Below are 19,412 nucleotides of genomic sequence, written 5' to 3' on the forward strand. Positions count from 1 at the left end.
AATTTTTATTTAAAATAAAAAACTAGAAAGGTATTAAGCCCTTCTAGTTAAGTTGGTGGCTAGATATTCCACCCCTATATACTTCATATTTATAAATCATCTACTTTTCTCCATACTTTAAAAGTCTAACTGCATTAACTATTACTAATAAAACACTCATTTCATGTATTAGCATTCCAGCTGAAAGAAAAACAGTTTTTCCTAATACTCCTATAATTAAACCTATTACTACAACTATTGCAAAATAAATATTTTGCTTCATATTTCTTACTGTAGCACGGCTAAGACCTACTGCATAAGATGCTTTCTTTAGCTCATTAGACATTAAGACTACATCAGCTGTTTCCATAGCTACATCACTTCCAGCACCACCTATAGCAATACCTAAGTCTGCTGAAGCTAGAGCTGGAGCATCGTTAACTCCATCACCAATCATTGCTGTCATACCATACTTTTCTTGTAGATCTTTTAATTTTGTTACTTTTTGTTCTGGTAATAATTCTGCATAGTAATCATCTAAACCTAGTTTGTTTGCAATAGATTTTGCCGCAAGTCTATTGTCTCCGGTTAGCATTACTATCTTTTTAATACCTTGGGACTTTAGTTTCTTTATTAATTCTGCACCATCTGGTCTAAGCTTATCCGCAATAGATATTACACCTAGTAGTTTTTCAGAATCTGCTACCAATACCGCCGTTTGTGCTTCTGACTCTTCATTCTGTATATATTTTTCTACTTCTTCATCTATTACTATTCCATTAAATTGAAGTAATTTTCTATTTCCTATTAAAATATTTTTACCTTCTATTTTAGCTATTAATCCTTGACCAGTTATAATTTCCGTATGTTCTGGTTTTATTAAGTCTACTATATTTCTCTCCTTTGCTCCTTCTAATATGGCCTTGGCTAGGGGATGTTCCGAATACAGTTCTCCACTTGCAGTTAATCTTAAAATTTCCTTTTCATCTAATCCGTATGATTTTACATTGGTTACTTGAGGTCTTCCTATTGTAAGGGTTCCGGTTTTGTCAAAAGCAATTACTCTAACTTTTCCCATCTTTTCTATTATTTCTCCACCTTTAATTAAAACTCCATGCTTTGCTCCATTTCCAATGCCAGCTACTACAGAAACCGGAGCTGATATTACAAGAGCACCTGGACAAGCAATAACTAGAAGTGTAAGGGCAAGTTCAATATCTCTAGTTAATAAATATACTATAACTGTTAATACCATAATTCCTGGTGTATAATATTTTGAAAATACCTCTAAAAATTTTTGTGTTTTAGCTTTTTTGTCTTGAGCCTCTTCTACCATTTCTAATATACGAGCAAATGTTGTATCTTCACCTACTCTATCTGCTGTTATTTTAAGATATCCAGACTCTATAATTGTACCCGAGAATATACCTTCGCCATTTTCACGACTTACAGGAACAGATTCGCCTGTAATTGCAGCCTGGTTTACATATGCTTTTCCCTCTATAACAGTACCGTCGACGGGTATTTTTTCTCCTGGTTTTACTATTACTATATCTCCCTTTACTACTTCTTCGGGTAAAACTTCAACTTCCATATCATCCCGAATTACTCTAGCTCTATCTGGTGCCAAATCTAAAAGGGCTTTTATTGAAGATCGTGTCTTTTCTAATGTTCTGGACTCTAAATAGCTTCCAAACATAAATAAGAAAGTCACGGCTGCCATCTCAAAGTATTCTTGTATAAAAAAGGCACCGATAACAGCTGTAGTAACAAGAGCATCGATACCTAAAATTTTATATCTTAATGCTCTAATAGCATTAAGCGCAATTGGATAACCCGAAATAATAGCAGCTACAACTAAAAGTATATTAGATAATGTCTTATATAAAGCTAAATAATTGAGTAATAAGGAGATGACTATCATAACTCCAGATACAACTATTCTTTGAAATTTACTTATTTTAAACATAGTCATCTCTCCCTTACGGTTTAATAATATTAGGTTAACTCTAATTCAGTTGGAGCTAATAGTTCTTATGAATCAAATCTTCTTTGCTATTTTATACCTAAAACATCAAAACCTACTTTTTCAATAGTATTTTTGATTTCATCACTATTTTGAACTGCTTCATCAAAAGATACTTTTACTCTACTCGAATTAAAAAGCACCTCTACCTTTTCTACCCCAATCATTTTTTTTACGGAAGCTTCAATTTTCATTGTACAACTAGGGCATGTTAATGTCTCCAATTGATATGTTTTTGTTATCATAATAGACAACCTCCTTAATATTTTTTATTTTATATCTTTATTATAACTATAAGTTTGTTATTAAACCTTGACCTAGGTCAAAATTAAAAAATTTATACTTTCCTAAGCAATAAAAATAAAAAGATGCCTATTAGCATCTTTTAGTTTATACATTTTCTTTTAATATATGCTAGTATAGCATTTCTCCTAAAGGCCCATCTTCCTTTATTATATCTTGAATTTCATAAACCGATATAGGAAATTGCGGAAAACCATATGCATATGGTGCTAACTCATAAAGTTGAAAATATATAACTAAGGCTTTATCCGCTATATAAAAATCTTGATCTGGTCTAATTTTATCGAATTCTGTTATTAGTGGAATATCTCTTTCTTCTATTTGCTCTTCAATAATTTCTGACAGTACATCTACATAATTACTGCCATCTTTAAATAAATCCTTTAAGGAATATAGTTTTCCCGTTTCTACATCAAAAGTAAGTGATTTCATAATTGTTAATCCATGGGCTCCTCCAGAGAAGGCATAATTAGTTAATACAATACTTAGTATACCTCTCTCATTTGTCTTAATTTCATAATAACCTGTAATTGTAGTCTGTGGATTTTCATAATATCCTTGATCCTTTATCATTTGATAGACTAAGTTTAATATGTTACTATTTATGTTTTTCTGTACATTTATATTATTTAATCCACTTACTACTGGATAATATATTTCTAATCTTGGCATTGTTAATTTCATCGTACTAATATAAACTGGAAATCTTTTATCCATAACTTTTTCACCTCTCAAATTAAATGGTTGAGTTAATTACATCTTATGAATAATATTGAAAGTAGTTACATCTTTGAAATAGCTATAATAAATAGTTAATTTATATTCTTTTTTTGTTTACTGTTGCATATTATTGGGTATAATGGTAATGTTGAAATACATAATTAAATTAAATATCATTTTAAGAGAGAGGAGACATGTAATTATGAAATATGTATGTATACCGTGTGGCTATGTTTATGATCCAGAGTTAGGAGATCCTGATGGAGGAGTAGCTCCAGGAACAGCTTTTGAAGATATCCCAGAGGATTGGGTATGTCCAGTTTGTGGCGTTAGCAAAGATATGTTCGAGCCAGAAGAATAATTAAAAATACATAAAATATAAATAATAAAGGAAGGACAATTGTCCTTCCTTTATTATTTATAGGTAGTAGGTTATGTAAAACAATTGAATAGTTATTTTTACAATAATCCTGCATAATATGCCATTTTAATATATAAAATTTTAGGAGAAAGCTATATGATAATAGATGGATTTTCTTAGCATAGTCGCTATTTAAAAACAGAATCTATGAAAATAATATAATTAATATTAGGTTTGTCTACTTAAATCTTAGTCGCTAAGTAAAAAGAAAGATTTCTATTATTCAAAAAATATTGTACAATTATAAGAGGGATCTTTTACTAATCTATTTGCTTAAGAGAGGGGTATGTATATATGTCAAAGCAACTAAAGGCAGACCTATCATTACTGGCCGTTACAGTAATTTGGGGATCTTCTTTTGTTCTATCTAAAAATTCTTTAGATCATTTATCGACTTATAATTTTTTAGCTATACGTTTTTTATTAGCAGCACTTATATCTGCAATTATATTTTATAAAAATCTAATTAATTTAGATAAAGATACTATAAAATATGGTATATTAATAGGTGCTATTTTATTTACAAGCTATGCTTTTCAAACAGTAGGTCTTAATTACACTAGTGCATCTAAATCCGGATTTATCACTGGATTTTCTGTAGTTATAGTGCCTATTTTGTCAGCATTTTTGTTAAAGGTCAAACCTCATAAATCTGCAGTTATAGGTGTTGTATTTGCCATAATCGGACTAGGCTTTTTAACACTAGATTCATCTCTAGCACTAAATATTGGAGATTTATATACTTTGATTTCAGCTCTTATGTTTGCATTACACATTATTACAGTAGGTAAATATACCGTTAAGGTCGACTCTATTGCAATGGCTATAATCCAGATTGGAGTAGTAGGTATATTAAGCTTGTTTTTCAGCTTTGCTACAGAAAAACCTATATTACCTAAGGGATTAGAAATATGGGCAACTATTTTTGTTCTTTCTGTACTTTGTACTTCAGGAGCTTTTATTATTCAAAATGTTATGCAAAAGTTTACATCTCCTACACATACTGCCCTTATTTATTCAGGAGAACCTGTTTTCTCAGCAATTTTTGCATATTTTGTAGCTGGTGAACTATTAACAAGACGTGCTATTTTAGGTAGTATTTTAATATTAATTGGTATGATTGTTTCTGAGTTAGATTGGAAAACAGTACTGTCATCAAAGGATAATAAAAAGAAGCTTCAGAGTAGCTAACTACTCTGGAGCTTCTTCCATTGTTATAGGTAAATCATTAGCCATAAATAGATCCTCTAGATTACCCCATAACTTATCTATCCCTTCTCTTTTGAGAGAAGATATTGGTATTATTTTATCTTCCGGAGACATTCCAAGTTTTTCTCGAATAACCTTAAAATGCTTTTGGTAAGCACCTTTAGATATTTTGTCGGATTTTGTAGCAACAACTATTGACCCATATCCGTAGTGCTTTATCCAGTCATACATCATCTTATCATCATTTGTTGGCTCATGACGAATATCTACTAGAAGCACCACCTCATATAGATTTTTTCTGCTGCTTAAATATGTTTCCATCATCTTACCCCAAGTTGCCTTTTCATTTTTAGATACTTTAGCATATCCGTAACCAGGCAGGTCTACTAAATAAAACTCTTCATTAATTAAATAAAAATTAATAGTACGTGTCTTTCCAGGCGAAGAACTTACCCTAGCAAGCTTTCTTCTATTAAGAATAGTATTTATTGTAGATGATTTACCTACATTTGATCTACCAGCTAAAGCAATTTCTGGTCTTCCGTCTTCTGGATATTGTTTCGGAGACACTGCACTCATAACTATTTCCGAACTAATTACTTTCATCTGTTTCGCCCCTTTTTAATGCATGCTCTAGCACCTCATCCATATATTCTGCAAAGACGAAATCGAGCTTACGTTTTACGTTATCTGGTATATCTTCTAAATCTCTTTTATTATCTAATGGTAAAATAATTTTCTTTATACCTGCTCTATTAGCTGCAAGCACCTTTTCTTTAACTCCACCTATAGCTAAAACCCTACCTCTTAGTGTAATTTCCCCAGTCATTGCAATATCTTTATATATAGGAGTATTAGTTAATGCAGATATTACAGCAGTAGCCATAGTTATACCAGCTGAAGGCCCATCCTTTGGAATAGCTCCCTCTGGTATATGAATATGTATGTCTAAATTTTTATGAAAATCTGGATTTATTTTATAATCCTCTACTTTTGAGCGTATATAACTTATACCCGCCCTTGCAGATTCCTTCATAACGTCACCAAGCTGTCCAGTAAGTACAAGCTTGCCATCACCTTTCATAGGAGTAACTTCAATGGATAGAGTATCCCCACCGACTTGAGTCCAAGCAAGACCTCTTACAATACCTACTTCATCTTTTAAGTTTGCCATTTCATATCTATAAATAGGGTTGCCTAAATATTTTTTTAGGTTATTTGGCGCAATACGAATAGCTGTAATTTTTTCTTCAACAATACGTTTTACAGATTTACGGCATAAATTAGCCAGTTGTCTTTCAAGGTTTCTAACACCTGATTCTCTAGTATAATAATTAATAACATCTCTTATAGCTTTTTCAGAAACCTGTAGATTTTCTGGCTTTAATCCATGATCTTTAATTTGTTTTGGAAGCAAATATTTTTGCGCAATCTTAAGCTTTTCTTCCTCTGTATATCCAGCAATTCTAATTACCTCCATACGATCTAATAAAGGTCTTGGTATAGTATCTAAGCTGTTAGCAGTAGTAATAAACATTACCTTAGAAAGATTAAAAGGAAGCTCTAAGTAATGATCTGTAAAATCGTGGTTTTGTTCTGGATCTAAAACTTCTAGTAGCGCAGAGGCAGGATCTCCTCTAAAATCACTGGCTAATTTATCAATCTCATCAAATAGAAATACTGGATTTTTACTTCCTGATTGTCTAATAGATGAAATGATTCTACCAGGTATAGCACCTATGTAAGTTCTTCTATGACCTCTAATTTCAGCCTCATCTCTTACCCCACCTAGAGACATTCTTACAAACTTTCTGTTTAAAGATTTTGCTATTGACTTTGCAATAGATGTTTTACCAACCCCTGGAGGCCCAACAAGACATAAGATTGGACCTTTCATAGTTTTAGAAAGCTGACGAATAGCTAAGTATTCTAATATCCTTTCTTTTACTTTTTCCAATCCATAATGATCCTCATCTAAAATTTCAGCAGATTTTTTCAAATCAAGCCTATCCTTTGTTTCTTTATGCCAAGGTAAATTTAAAGTCCAATCTATGTAATTTCTTATAACTCCAGTTTCAGCAGAAGATGGGGAAAGCCTAGTTAATCTATCTATTTCCCTTTCAACCTTTTCGTTTATTTCTTTAGGTAGTTTTAGTTTTTCAAGTTGTTGTTTATATTCATCTACCTCTTCTACTAAGTCTTCATCTTCTCCTAATTCTTTTTGTATTGCCTTTAACTGTTCCCTTAAATAATATTCTTTTTGCACTTTATTAATTTGCTTTTTAACTCTATTGCTTATATTTTGCTCGATCTCCAAAATTTCTATTTCTTCTAATAAAATACGATATAAAGTTTCTAATCTAATTTTTGGATCAAAGGCTTCTAATACCTCTTGTCTATCAACAGGCTTTAATATAACATTTGAGGCTATAGTATCCGCAAGCCTACCAGGCATATCTATTTCAGATATATTTATTAAAATTTCTGGAGAAACTTTGTTACTAACCTCTATGTAATTCTCAAAGGAATCCATAACCCCACGCATTAAGGCATCAATCTCTTTATCCTTAATTATTTCTCGCTGATGATTTTGTTCTTCTACTTCAACAACGAAATAAGGATCTTCTTGCATCATATTAACTATTTTTGCCCTTGAAATTCCTTCAACTAACACTCTAATAGTATCTCCAGGAAGCTTAAGCATCTGCTTTATTTTTGAAATTGTACCTACATTATAAAAATCATCTGGTGTAGGCTCTTCTATCTCTGCATCCTTTTGAGAAGCCAAAAAGATCAATTGATCATTAACCATTGCCTCCTCTAAAGCATTAATAGAAGCCTCCCTACCTACATCAAAATGCAGTACCATATATGGAAAAACAGTTATACCACGCAAAGGGATTAAAGGCAATTTACGTATTGTCGTACTATTTTCGTTTAGTTCCATATTACCATCTCCTCACTATGTCCTATATTATAATTGTGCAGTGTAGTATATTAATTTAATATATAACTTACATTTTTATTTTATCGCAGTTGATTAATATTATATCCTTTCACTTATCTTTTTTCAATATTTTACCCCAATTCAAGTGAATATATCAAAATAATACAATACAAATAGAATAAACCTTCTATCTAATCTACTATTCTCTTTAATATTTATTGTTTATTATTCCATTAGTGCGGTATATAATAAATGTGAACATTTATTTATAACATAGCCGAGGAGGAATATCATAAATGGATAAAAAAGTTGTTGTTTATACAAGTAATACTTGCCCACATTGCTTTACCACAAAGGACTATTTAACTTCTAAAGGTATTGAGTATACCGAAAAAAACGTATCTAAAAGTCCAGAATACAGAAAAGAACTTATGTCTAAAGGTTTTATGGGAGTACCAGTAGTAATGGTAGATGACGAAGCAATTGTTGGTTTTGATAAACAAAGATTAGATGAATTGCTATAAAAGTCGTCTAATGCTATATCATAGACTAAAATAGAGCATAGCACGTTGCATTTGCATCGTGCTATTTTTCTATTTATACTATTTATTAATTAAATTTTCATTTCCTAAAGCGGCAACAAAAGGAAGTGTCTCCGATATATTTCCATCTCTATTTTTATCCTTAGTTTCTTCTTTGTATATAGCTAATTCTATAACTTCACTTATGCTTTCTACGGGAATTACTTCTATATTTAATGCCTTAAACCTATCCTGATAATTATCCTTTGGAATTAAAACTCTCGTGCATCCGGCCCTCTTTGCAGCTTCTATTTTAGCTGGTATTCCTCCAACAGGCTTTACATTTCCTCTAATAGATATTTCTCCTGTCATAGCAACTTTATTATCAATTACCTTTTCTGCAATAGCAGAATATATTGCAGTAGCTATTGTAATTCCTGCAGAAGGCCCATCTATTGGTACACCGCCAGGAAAATTTAAATGAATATCGTAGTTTCTTGGATTGACATCTAAAAACTTTCTAATTACTGTTAATACATTATCTACAGAATCTGAAGCTGTACTTTTTCTTTTCAACGTTCTTCCAGGTAAATTTGTTTCCTCTCCATCTACAATTCCTGTTACAATAATTCTTCCATTACCATCAATAGGAACCTTTATAGCAGATGCTTCTATTTCTATCATTGTACCCATTTGAGGTCCAAATACAGCCAATCCATTGACATAACCAACAGATGGTGTTTCGCCTACTTTCTTGTCTGGTCTCGGGGAATAATATCCACTTTCAACAACCCACTCAATATCCTCTAATGTAATTTTACGTCTATCCTGTGTAAGCGCTAACCCCCCAGTTATTTGTATCATATTTATCGCTTCTCTACCGTTTGAAGCATATTTTTTTATTTCTTCTATAGCTCTTTCTTCAATCTCTAAATTACTTTTTTTACAAGCATTGTTAGCAATTAGCCCTATTTCCTCTGGTAAGAGAGGCCTAAAATAAACCTCAACACATCTAGATCTTAAGGCTGGGGGTATATCAGATGATGTTTTCGTAGTTGCACCAATCAATCTAAAATCTGCTGGTAACCCCTTTTGAAATATTTCATGTATATATTCTGGGATATTCTTATCTTGGGAATTATAGTATGAGCTTTCTAAAAAAACCTTTCTATCTTCTAAAACCTTAAGTAGCTTGTTCATTTGTACTGGATGTAACTCTCCAATCTCATCTAAAAATAAAACTCCACCATGGGCTTTTGTTACTGCTCCAGGCTTTGGCTGAGGTATACCTGCCTGCCCCATTTGACCAGCACCTTGATAAATAGGATCGTGTACAGATCCCATCAATGGATCTGCTATTCCTCTTTCATCAAAGCGTAATGTAGTAGCATCCATCTCAATAAACCTAGAGTCGCTATTAAAAGGAGATAGTTTGCTTTTTTTAGCTTCTTCCAACACTACTCTGGCCGCCGCTGTCTTGCCTACTCCAGGTGGTCCGTAGATTAAAACATGATGTGGATTTGAACTACAAAGTGCAGCTCTTAATACCTTTAATCCATCCTCTTGTCCCACTATATCTTCTAAGGATTCTGGTCTTGTGTATTCAGATAAAGGGATTGTTAACGAGCGTTCTCGCATTTCCCTTAAATAATTCATTTCTTTTTTTGATTCTTTTTCTATGGCACTCTTATTCCCCTGCTGACTTTTTAATAGACTCAAAAAATAGAGCCCTATAATTATTGCAAAAAAGAATTGTACCAAAAAAAAGACATTGGGCAAAATAAACCCTCCTTTCCTTTTCTCTTCACTAGTAGTATGTGCACCCAATATCTTTTTATAACCTTACAAAATTAAAAATGTCTCAACTTAAGTTGAGACATTTTTCTATGATGCAGATTCTTTAGAATTCTTTTTATCTAAATTGGTTTTATCCAATGTCTTTAAAATAATTGTTGGCTCACTACCATTAACAATAGTATCTTCTGTAATGATAACCTTATCAATATCATCTCTAGATGGAATTTCATACATAATATCCATCATTATACCTTCTATAATACCTCTTAATCCTCTGGCGCCAGTCTTCCTCTCAATAGCTTTTTTAGCTATTAGCTTAAGGGCTGCATCTTCTAGTTCTAATATTACCCCATCAATTTCAAATAGTCTTTTATACTGTTTAGCAAGGGCATTTTTAGGCTCTGTCAAAATTTTGACTAAAGCTTCCTCATCTAATTGGTCCAATGTTACGACTACTGGTAATCTACCAACAAACTCTGGAATAAGTCCAAACTTTAATAGGTCTTCAGGCTGAATTTGTTTTAGTAGAGCTCCTAAATCTATTACTTGCTTACTTTCAATTTCTGCACCAAAGCCCATAGATTTTTTACCAGTACGTTTTTGAATAATTGACTCTACACCATCAAAAGCTCCACCAACAATAAATAAAATATTAGTAGTATCTATTTGAATAAACTCTTGATGCGGATGTTTTCTACCACCCTGTGGTGGTACACTCGCTACTGTTCCTTCTAATATTTTAAGTAATGCTTGTTGCACACCTTCTCCACTTACATCTCTAGTAATAGAAGGATTTTCAGATTTTCGAGCAATCTTATCCACTTCATCTATATAAATAATACCTTTTTCTGCTCTTTCGATATCGTAGTCTGCTGCTTGGATAAGTTTAAGTAAAATGTTTTCAACATCTTCACCTACATATCCAGCTTCTGTTAGAGAAGTAGCATCTGCAATAGCAAATGGAACATTTATTATTCTAGCTAATGTTTGTGCTAGAAGAGTTTTACCAGAACCAGTAGGTCCTAACATTAAAATATTACTTTTTTGAAGTTCAACATCTTCACCCTTAACATCTTCAACATTGATTCGCTTGTAATGATTGTAGACAGCTACAGCTAAAGCTTTTTTAGCCTGTTCCTGTCCAATTACATATTGATCTAATGTATCTTTTATTTCGTTTGGTTTTGGCAAATCCATTAAATCAATTTCTATATTTTCATCAAATTCTTCTTGAATGATTTCTTGGCATAACTCAATACATTCATCGCAAATATAAACATTCGGACCAGCAATAAGTCGTCTTACCTGGTCTTGGGACTTACCGCAAAAGGAGCACTTTAGCTGCTTCTTCTCATCAAATCTAGACATCTTTACACCTCTTTCAATTTCCGATTATTTCTTCGCGGTAATAACTTCATCGATTAAACCATATTCCTTTGCTTCATTTGCCTCCATAAAGAAATCTCTATCTGTATCTCTTTGTATTCTCTCTAATGGTTGACCTGTTCTTTCAGCTAGTATTTTATTTATAGTGTCTCTCATTTTTAGAATTCGCTCTGCATGAATACGAATATCTTCTGCCTGACCTCTTGTTCCTCCTAGAGGCTGATGGATCATAATTTCTGCATTTGGCAGTGCAAAACGCTTACCCTTTTTCCCAGCTGCTAAAAGAAAAGCTCCCATACTTGCAGCCATACCAATACAAATAGTAGATACATCACACTTAATGTAGTTCATAGTATCGTATATAGCCATACCAGCAGTAATTGATCCCCCTGGACTGTTAATATATATTTGAATATCCTTATCTGGATCCTCTCCTTCTAGAAATAGTAATTGAGCTACTACTAAGCTAGCAGTAACATCATTTACTTCATCACTTAAGAAAATAATCCTTTCATTTAATAATCTAGAATAAATATCGTAGGATCTTTCTCCTCTATTAGTTTGCTCTACAACAACAGGAACTAATGCCATTTTGGTCTCCTCCCAATCTGTATTTCTTTAATATCTTTAATTAAGCTATTTTAGCATTTTCTACTAAGAAATCAATAGTCTTTCTGATAACAATACCCTCTTTAATAGAGTTTAAATCTTGATCTCTTAAATTAGATTTTAATTTTTCCAACTCTTGATTATATTGTGCTGCCATTTTTTCTAATTGTTCATTTAACTCTTCATCTGTAGCTACAATATTTTCGTACTTTCCAATTTGTTCTAACACTAATTCATTTTTAACTGTTTGAGTAGCATCGGCTCTCATTTGATCTCTTAGATCCTCTTCTTTAGTACCTGTTAATTGGAAGTAATATTGTAAGTTCAATCCTTGGTATTGTAGACGATAGTCAAAATCTGCTAGCATATTATCGATTTGTCTTTGGATTACTGCCTTTGGTATTTCAATATCAACCTTGCTAGCTATAGCTTCTATAACGCTATTTCTTAGATCTTGCTCAGCTCTATTTTTTGCATTTTCTTCTAGGCTGTTTTTTATATCATTTTTTAATTCCTCTAATGTATCGAATTCAGAAGCATCTTTTGCAAATTCATCATCTAATACAGGAAGTTCTTTCTCTTTAATTTCATGAATTTTTACTTCAAAAATTGCATCTTGTCCTGCTAACTCTTCAGCATGATACTCTTCTGGGAATGTTACCTTTACTTCTACTTCATCTCCAATATTTTTACCAACTAATTGTTCTTCAAAACCAGGTATAAATTGGCCTGATCCAATTGTAAGACTTTGTCTTTCAGCAGTGCCACCTTCAAATGCTACTCCATCAACCATTCCTTTATAGTCGATAATAACCATATCTTGTTCTTTTACTGCTCTATCTTCTACGGCAATCATTCTAGCATTTTTTTCTACTAGGGCATCTAGCTCTTTTTGAATATCCTCTTCTTGTACATTATACTCTTTTTTCTCTACTTCTATACCTTTGTAGTCTTTAACTTCAAACTCAGGCATAACTTCTACAACAGCTGTAAATACAACATCTTCATTTGCTTTAATATCTTCGATATCAATTTCTGGATGGTCTACAGGATCAATATTGTGCTCTTTTAAAGCTGCCTCGTAAGCTGCTGGAAAAGCTATATTAAAAGCTTCTTCATAAAAAACCTCTACACCATAATATCTTTCAACAATCTTTTTTGGTGCTTTTCCTTTTCTAAATCCTTGAATATTAAATCTAGATTTCATCTTGTTATAAGCTTTATTAATAGCCTCTTCAAATTGTGCAGCCTCTACAACTACTTTTAATGTCACTTTAGTATTTTCTTTTTTTATAATTTCTGAACTCATTAATGATCCTCCTCTATTAACTTTTATTATATTTTGTAAAGCTTAAGCATTGTTAATTAAGTAATAATCCTATATAGGTAATAGAAATATTTTTATTTCAACCCCTGTTTTTTATAGTATACCAAAATATACTTTGTTAAACTATAAAAAAAACTATAAAAAAACATCCATATCATCATAGGATGTTTAAAAAATATAGACTTATAGCTTATCATTATAATACTAACTAATTCATTTCTTATTGTCAACATTATCTGATGTTTTTGTAAAAAATTATCAACAAAAAAACCCTGATATAATCAGGGTTTTTTTTGTAGTCTATATATATAAAATATTAATTACTTATATTCTATTATATTCTAGCTACGTTAGCAGCTTGAGGTCCTCTAGCACCTGATACTACTTCGAATTGTACTTCTTGACCTTCTTCTAAGCTTTTGAAACCGTCTCCTGTAATAGCTGAGAAATGTACGAATACATCTTCTTCTCCTTGTACAGAGATAAATCCAAATCCTTTTTCGTTGTTAAACCATTTTACTATACCTGTTTTCATTAATTAAATCCTCCAAAATTCGTATTCTGTAATTACTTACTCTTGTATAATAACACCTAATTTAAAAACTGTCAACAATTAACAGAAAAACTTTTAAAAATTTTTTCCTTTTTTAAATCTTTAATACATTAAACTCTATTTTTGACTTTAATTGATTTTCATCGATTTTTTTCATCGTCATCTTCTATAACTATTACTTTAATTTCAGCAGTGTATTTTCCAGTTGTTAATTTTTCACCTTCCTTAATTGTATTTCTAAGTAAATTATTTTTCATAAAAAACATCCTTCCATCTAAAATTTTAATTCTTACATTTTTAGATGAGAGGATGTTTAGTTTGTTCCCTTATTCAGGTGATTTCTTCTCTTATTTAGATAAAAATCTTATTTAGATAAAAAATATTTTTTTAGTTTATATTTAGTTATTTTCCAGGTATAAAAGTAGTACATTGTGTTTCGTCACTTGTTCTTGACTTATCAGTTCCTTGAGGATTTACCTCTATAGAGTTAGCATAGCAATAGTTGTTTTCATAGAAGTTACATGTATCAACTCCACATTTCACTGTAATACGTTTAGTTTCCATTAATGCTTCACCTCCTGCAGTTTATCAGGTTTTAGCTATCTTATTAGATGTATAGGTTACAGGCTAAATTTTAATTTTAACAACCTGTTAATATATAGGATAAGCAGTTATGTTGTTTTTATGCCTAATAATTTCACTATTCTTTGCTACTTATAAATTTTTTTGTCATATTCTCTATAAATTCAATATTAGTAAAATCATAAGGCTCTCTTTTGCCTTTAATATCTGCTCTTTGAAGCTGAAATAGTTTTTCTATGTTTTCCTCTCCAACTTTATCTATTAATTTTTTTATACCTTTTTCCTTCATAATATTATACCTAGACATATGGGTCTCTATTAGTGCAGCCACAGCTTTTATAAATTCTTCTTGGTACCCTAATCTACCCAAAATTTTTCTTGCTACTTGGGCACCTTTTATATCATGTCCAAAAAATCTTCCTTTTCCATTTTTATCAAGAAAAAACGTTAGAGGTTTTGCTATATCATGGAGTAACGCCGCCCAGCGTAATGTTAAATCTAAAGGTGTATTATCTAAAACCTTCAGTATATGATCAAAAACATCATAATTATGGTAAGGATTTCTTTGATTAAAACCTACACATTTTTGAAGCTCTGGTATAAAAATTCCTAATAGGTTTACTTCCTCTAGTAACCTAATACCAAAGCTTGGTTTTTGTGACATTAAGATTTTTTCGAATAAATACTTAAGCTTATCTTGATCTAAATTTTCAAACTGCTCTTTGTTTATACTAATTGCTTCTATTAAATCATCATCAAAAGGTTGCTCCAAAATAGATATATCTATAATTTTATCTAATATATAATCTATATTAATGGTGTTGTTTAAAAAATCCTTTTTGTTCATATTTAAGATCACCTTATTTGTATTTTAAAATTTTATTTGACTTTATAAACTACAACTTAGCATATATAAAAAAATAATTAATGGAGCATGTCATATTATATTATTAGCTGCTTTTGCTGATTAAATTCATTTCATGTTATCTAATAGATATTCACCTATCTAGCCAAATATTAACTGCACAAAATACTGTTGAAGTGTTAATTTTTATTACTTGGGTATAATTATATTAAATATACCCTAGGAGGTAATTTTATGTTTAATATAAAGGTATTTTCTGACTTTGCTTGACCTTTTTGCTATATTGGACTAGGACTAGTCAACAAGCTAAAAGAAGATGGAGTTAAATTTAACATCGACTACTACCCATATGAACTTAAACCAAATGCTGCATTAGAAGGAGAAAATCTATTTGATAGCTTACCTAAGGATTATGTAGAAAAATCCTTTGAAATGTTAGCAAAATTAGGAGAACCATATGGCATTAAATTTTTAAATAAAGATAAGAAATTTAATACCCACAGAGCGCATCTAGTAGGTGAATATGCAAAGACACAAGGCAAATACGATGAATTTTCTAAAGAAGCTTTTAAAGCCTATTTTGTAGATATAAAAAATTTAGCAGATAAAGAAGTTTTAAACGAAATTGCAGCTAAAATTGGGTTAGATATAAAAGAAATGAATAAACAAATTGATGAAGGAAAATTTGATGACATTTTAATTGATGCTATAGATTTATCTCAATACTACGAAGTCGAAAGTGTTCCTACCTTTATAATAAATGAAAAAGGTAGATTAACAGGTGTAAGGGGTTATGAGCAGTTTAAGAGATCTTTGTTGGAGATGGGAGAGTAGGAAAAATAAATATATATTATTGATTTATTTTTTAATGTTAATTCTATCTTTGAAATTCCTATAATAGTTCTTAAATTTACCATTACGCATCATTATATTTCGATTAATCATAGGTGATTTTGTAATTCCATCCTCTATACTAATATTATCACCTTTATTAATTTGTTTGATAAGAAACCTTATATGTCTGAAAAAATCAACCAAACAGTTCTTTTAGAATACTATCCTATAGTCAATAATATATTTTTATCGTTTTGGATGCTCTTTTATTTTTGCATTTTCCAATTTTAATAATTCCTGCTGTACTAATACAATATATTTGTCTAATTCTTGACTTATTTTAACTACTTCATCTGTATGTCCGTTTGTTTCATATGTTCTAGTTAGTTTTAACCGTAACTTATTTATTATTTTTTCTATATCATCTATATTATGTTGACCTTTTATTTTGCTTTCTTTCATTTAACTTCACCTCTCAAACATAATTTTAAGCCTTTTGTTGCAAAAAAGCAATTAATGGCAATTATATTTTTAGCCTATAATAGATAAAATTCTTTTATAGGCTAAATTAAGAAAGAGGTGTTTGTTTTGAGTGAAGTGACTTTATCTAAAACCATTGGAGATCGAATAATGCTTAGGAGGAAACAACTTGGATATACTCAGGAACAAGCTGCTGAAAAGTCTAATTTAAGTCATCAATTTTTTTCTACTGTTGAAACTGGAAGAAAAAATCTCCGTGCAGAAAGTATTATAAAAGTTGCGAAAGCTTTAGAAGTCAGCACTGACTACTTATTGATGGGAGTTATTAATCAAGTTGATATTAATAATATTTCTAAATCCTTATCAAAATTAAACGGAATTGAGCTTCATTGTTTAGAAGAAATCATAAAAAATTATTTTATAGCTTTAGGATACGATGATACTGAAAAATAAATTTTGTTATCACAGTTTCTTAATTGAATCCATAAATAACAACTCAATAACTCTAGTTTCTAGTCTGCCAAAATTATAAGATTATATATACATAAAGTCTTATAATTTTGGCAATAATTTTTACTATGAAAAGTGTACATTCTATTCAATTGGAAATTATGTGAAAAATTCTAATTTACACACTCATACTAATTTATATAAGATTTTATAGATAAGGTTTTATAACTTTCTTCAAAAAATACTAGTAATGGATTAAGGATATTATCCCAATTTTACTTATAGCACCCCTTACAAGGAATCTTTAAAGATATCTTTTAGATATAATTGTGGATTTTTTATTGTTTTAAATTGCCTACCTATATCATTTCTCATAAAACTTCGTTAATGGTTCAATTATGTTATAAAATTATAATAAACATTATAAAGGTGTATTTAAATACAACTCTTGTTATAGTTCAATAGAAGAAGAGCAATTACTTAAAGAATTAGAAGACATATTTAAATACAACTCTTGTTATAGTTCAATGGAGTATGTAAGTAGACAAGAATTAGAAGAGCTTATATTTAAATACAACTCTTGTTATAGTTCAATCAACTCACCCTTATTATTCCAGACTGTAGCTAACAATTTAAATACAACTCTTGTTATAGTTCAATTTATTCATTTTTATAATTTTGTCCCATGTTGCATTATTTAAATACAACTCTTGTTATAGTTCAATCTATAGGGAAAATGATTGAAATATTACAATCTACATTTAAATACAACTCTTGTTATAGTTCAATTCAAACATCAATCTTAAAGAAAATAGATATTTTGAATTTAAATACAACTCTTGTTATAGTTCAATAAAATTGATTTTAGGATTGTTCCAAATAGGCTTTTATTTAAATACAACTCTTGTTATAGTTCAATTAGTTTCTTTAACTAAATTAATCTTCTTTAGGTGGATTTAAATACAACTCTTGTTATAGTTCAATGTGTTTGCACAGGCATAAGGAAATTCGGGTTTAGGAGATTTAAATACAACTCTTGTTATAGTTCAATAAATAAAGAAACAAGGAAAATACTCCTATTGCTCCATTTAAATACAACTCTTGTTATAGTTCAATTGGAAATGGACAACAAGAAAATATCTAAAATAGTATTTAAATACAACTCTTGTTATAGTTCAATAATTCAAAAAGCAGTAGAATTAATTGAACGATACTTATTTAAATACAACTCTTGTTATAGTTCAATGGATCACTACACTCCTTTTCTTCTCCTGTATACATATTTAAATACAACTCTTGTTATAGTTCAATCTTGTGGCTTTTACAAGGTCTTTAACCTTTCCGCATTTAAATACAACTCTTGTTATAGTTCAATAAGAATCATAACAAACCCAAGAACTAAAAGACCAAATTTAAATACAACTCTTGTTATAGTTCAATTTAATAGACTACACATATAAAAATATAGCTAATACATTTAAATACAACTCTTGTTATAGTTCAATCTAATTGGAATACCATTAAGTGAATTTTTACGAAATTTAAATACAACTCTTGTTATAGTTCAATCAAAGAAGTTTAAACCATATAACTATAATAGAATCATTTAAATACAACTCTTGTTATAGTTCAATGAGATGGCAAAGAAAACGTAAGCAAATAAATGAACGATTTAAATACAACTCTTGTTATAGTTCAATCTGCTGGAGCTGGTGGTGGGTCATGTACCTCTACTTATTTAAATACAACTCTTGTTATAGTTCAATTACCTATTTGGGGTGAAGAAGTAGTAGCGACTTGGGAATTTAAATACAACTCTTGTTATAGTTCAATGAATAACGGAATATTATCTTCTTCAGCTTTTGTAATTTAAATACAACTCTTGTTATAGTTCAATCTTCACCTGTTACTGGATCCTCGTCTGCTTTAGCAAATTTAAATACAACTCTTGTTATAGTTCAATTGAGTATAGTTTTTAATTTCTCCAAATTCTAATAATATTTAAATACAACTCTTGTTATAGTTCAATATTTTATTTGTCCCCCTTTCGGGTAGGGCTATCGGCATTTAAATACAACTCTTGTTATAGTTCAATTATGACGATCGTATTCAAGAAATTTCTTGGAGGTCATTTAAATACAACTCTTGTTATAGTTCAATGGAGTTGACCTTTTGGGTACTGCTCAGAGTATACAATTTAAATACAACTCTTGTTATAGTTCAATAACATCTAAGGGAGTTACTATTGTATTAGTCTTTTCTATTTAAATACAACTCTTGTTATAGTTCAATAATCGGAGCATGGCCAAACAATAAAATATTATATATATTTAAATACAACTCTTGTTATAGTTCAATAATCGGAGCATGGCCAAACAATAAAATATTATATATATTTAAATA

At 30.4% G+C, this 19,412-nt stretch carries 17 protein-coding genes, 1 pseudogene and 1 CRISPR repeat array (1 of these 19 running past the window's edge); of the genes and pseudogenes, 5 read left to right on the forward strand and 13 right to left on the reverse strand.

Annotated features, from left to right (window positions below):
- Positions 1 to 100 precede the first annotated feature (100 nt).
- From KQI88_RS12385 to KQI88_RS12395, 3 genes are all read right to left on the reverse strand, one after another.
- Positions 101 to 1,948, reverse strand: a complete 1,848-nt coding sequence (locus KQI88_RS12385) for a heavy metal translocating P-type ATPase (RefSeq protein WP_216417757.1) — start codon at positions 1,946 to 1,948, stop codon at positions 101 to 103.
- 86 nt (positions 1,949 to 2,034) lie between these two features.
- A complete protein-coding gene (locus KQI88_RS12390; protein WP_216417759.1) occupies positions 2,035 to 2,250 on the reverse strand; it encodes a heavy-metal-associated domain-containing protein in 216 nt (71 codons plus the stop codon).
- A 169-nt stretch (positions 2,251 to 2,419) separates the two neighbouring features.
- A complete protein-coding gene (locus KQI88_RS12395) occupies positions 2,420 to 3,025 on the reverse strand; it encodes a DUF3298 and DUF4163 domain-containing protein (RefSeq protein ID WP_216417761.1) in 606 nt (201 codons plus the stop codon).
- Positions 3,026 to 3,227: 202 nt separating this feature from the next.
- Here KQI88_RS12395 and rd point away from each other — a divergent pair, with 202 nt between their 5' ends.
- A complete protein-coding gene (rd, locus tag KQI88_RS12400) occupies positions 3,228 to 3,389 on the forward strand; it encodes a rubredoxin (RefSeq protein ID WP_256442592.1) in 162 nt (53 codons plus the stop codon).
- Between the two features lie 354 nt (positions 3,390 to 3,743).
- Positions 3,744 to 4,640 (forward strand): DMT family transporter, encoded by an 897-nt coding sequence (locus KQI88_RS12405; RefSeq protein WP_216417763.1) that lies wholly within the window; start codon positions 3,744 to 3,746, stop codon positions 4,638 to 4,640.
- Here KQI88_RS12405 and yihA read toward each other — a convergent pair whose 3' ends face one another.
- Together yihA and lon are read right to left on the reverse strand one after the other, a co-directional pair.
- Positions 4,641 to 5,264: a ribosome biogenesis GTP-binding protein YihA/YsxC gene (yihA, locus tag KQI88_RS12410; RefSeq protein ID WP_216417765.1), complete on the reverse strand. Its 624-nt coding sequence runs from the start codon at positions 5,262 to 5,264 to the stop codon at positions 4,641 to 4,643.
- Positions 5,251 to 7,605 (reverse strand): endopeptidase La, encoded by a 2,355-nt coding sequence (gene lon, locus KQI88_RS12415; protein WP_216417766.1) that lies wholly within the window; start codon positions 7,603 to 7,605, stop codon positions 5,251 to 5,253. The genes yihA and lon overlap by 14 nt, the downstream gene beginning before the upstream one ends.
- 296 nt (positions 7,606 to 7,901) lie before the next feature.
- On the opposite strand from lon, the gene KQI88_RS12420 reads away from it, so the two are divergent.
- Positions 7,902 to 8,129, forward strand: coding sequence for a glutaredoxin family protein (locus KQI88_RS12420; RefSeq protein ID WP_216417768.1), 228 nt, complete (start codon positions 7,902 to 7,904; stop codon positions 8,127 to 8,129).
- 78 nt (positions 8,130 to 8,207) lie between these two features.
- On the opposite strand, the gene lonB is transcribed toward KQI88_RS12420, so the two are convergent.
- The 7 genes and pseudogenes from lonB to KQI88_RS12455 form a co-directional block, all read right to left on the reverse strand.
- The gene (lonB, locus tag KQI88_RS12425; RefSeq protein ID WP_330656223.1) at positions 8,208 to 9,953 is read right to left on the reverse strand and encodes an ATP-dependent protease LonB; all 1,746 of its coding nucleotides are present in this window, start codon (positions 9,951 to 9,953) and stop codon (positions 8,208 to 8,210) included.
- Positions 9,954 to 10,010: 57 nt separating this feature from the next.
- Complete coding sequence (clpX, locus tag KQI88_RS12430; RefSeq protein WP_216417772.1) at positions 10,011 to 11,291, reverse strand: ATP-dependent Clp protease ATP-binding subunit ClpX; 1,281 nt, start codon at positions 11,289 to 11,291, stop codon at positions 10,011 to 10,013.
- Between the two features lie 24 nt (positions 11,292 to 11,315).
- Positions 11,316 to 11,906, reverse strand: a pseudogene (gene clpP / locus KQI88_RS12435) (ATP-dependent Clp endopeptidase proteolytic subunit ClpP); the annotation flags it as partial.
- A gap of 34 nt (positions 11,907 to 11,940) precedes the next feature.
- Positions 11,941 to 13,227 (reverse strand): trigger factor, encoded by a 1,287-nt coding sequence (gene tig / locus KQI88_RS12440; protein WP_216417777.1) that lies wholly within the window; start codon positions 13,225 to 13,227, stop codon positions 11,941 to 11,943.
- Between the two features lie 352 nt (positions 13,228 to 13,579).
- Positions 13,580 to 13,780, reverse strand: a complete 201-nt coding sequence (locus KQI88_RS12445; protein ID WP_216417779.1) for a cold-shock protein — start codon at positions 13,778 to 13,780, stop codon at positions 13,580 to 13,582.
- 420 nt (positions 13,781 to 14,200) lie between these two features.
- Positions 14,201 to 14,362, reverse strand: a complete 162-nt coding sequence (locus KQI88_RS12450) for a DUF1540 domain-containing protein (RefSeq protein ID WP_216417780.1) — start codon at positions 14,360 to 14,362, stop codon at positions 14,201 to 14,203.
- Positions 14,363 to 14,498: 136 nt separating this feature from the next.
- Positions 14,499 to 15,227 (reverse strand): HD domain-containing protein, encoded by a 729-nt coding sequence (locus KQI88_RS12455; protein WP_216417782.1) that lies wholly within the window; start codon positions 15,225 to 15,227, stop codon positions 14,499 to 14,501.
- Between the two features lie 300 nt (positions 15,228 to 15,527).
- Here KQI88_RS12455 and KQI88_RS12460 point away from each other — a divergent pair, with 300 nt between their 5' ends.
- Positions 15,528 to 16,079 carry a DsbA family oxidoreductase gene (locus tag KQI88_RS12460; protein ID WP_216417907.1) on the forward strand — a complete coding sequence of 184 codons (552 nt, stop codon included), beginning with the start codon at positions 15,528 to 15,530 and terminating at the stop codon, positions 16,077 to 16,079.
- A 246-nt stretch (positions 16,080 to 16,325) separates the two neighbouring features.
- Here KQI88_RS12460 and KQI88_RS12465 read toward each other — a convergent pair whose 3' ends face one another.
- A complete protein-coding gene (locus KQI88_RS12465) occupies positions 16,326 to 16,541 on the reverse strand; it encodes an aspartyl-phosphate phosphatase Spo0E family protein (RefSeq protein WP_216417784.1) in 216 nt (71 codons plus the stop codon).
- A 135-nt stretch (positions 16,542 to 16,676) separates the two neighbouring features.
- Between KQI88_RS12465 and KQI88_RS12470 the strand changes: the two genes are divergently transcribed.
- Positions 16,677 to 17,012 (forward strand): helix-turn-helix domain-containing protein, encoded by a 336-nt coding sequence (locus KQI88_RS12470; RefSeq protein ID WP_330656229.1) that lies wholly within the window; start codon positions 16,677 to 16,679, stop codon positions 17,010 to 17,012.
- Positions 17,013 to 17,442: 430 nt separating this feature from the next.
- A CRISPR array of direct repeats spans positions 17,443 to 19,412; the repeat unit is 30 nt; unit sequence ATTTAAATACAACTCTTGTTATAGTTCAAT; it runs 480 nt beyond the window's last position.

Origin of the sequence: Alkaliphilus flagellatus (genome assembly GCF_018919215.1) — a bacterium.
Lineage (GTDB): Bacteria > Bacillota > Clostridia > Peptostreptococcales > Natronincolaceae > Alkaliphilus_B > Alkaliphilus_B flagellatus.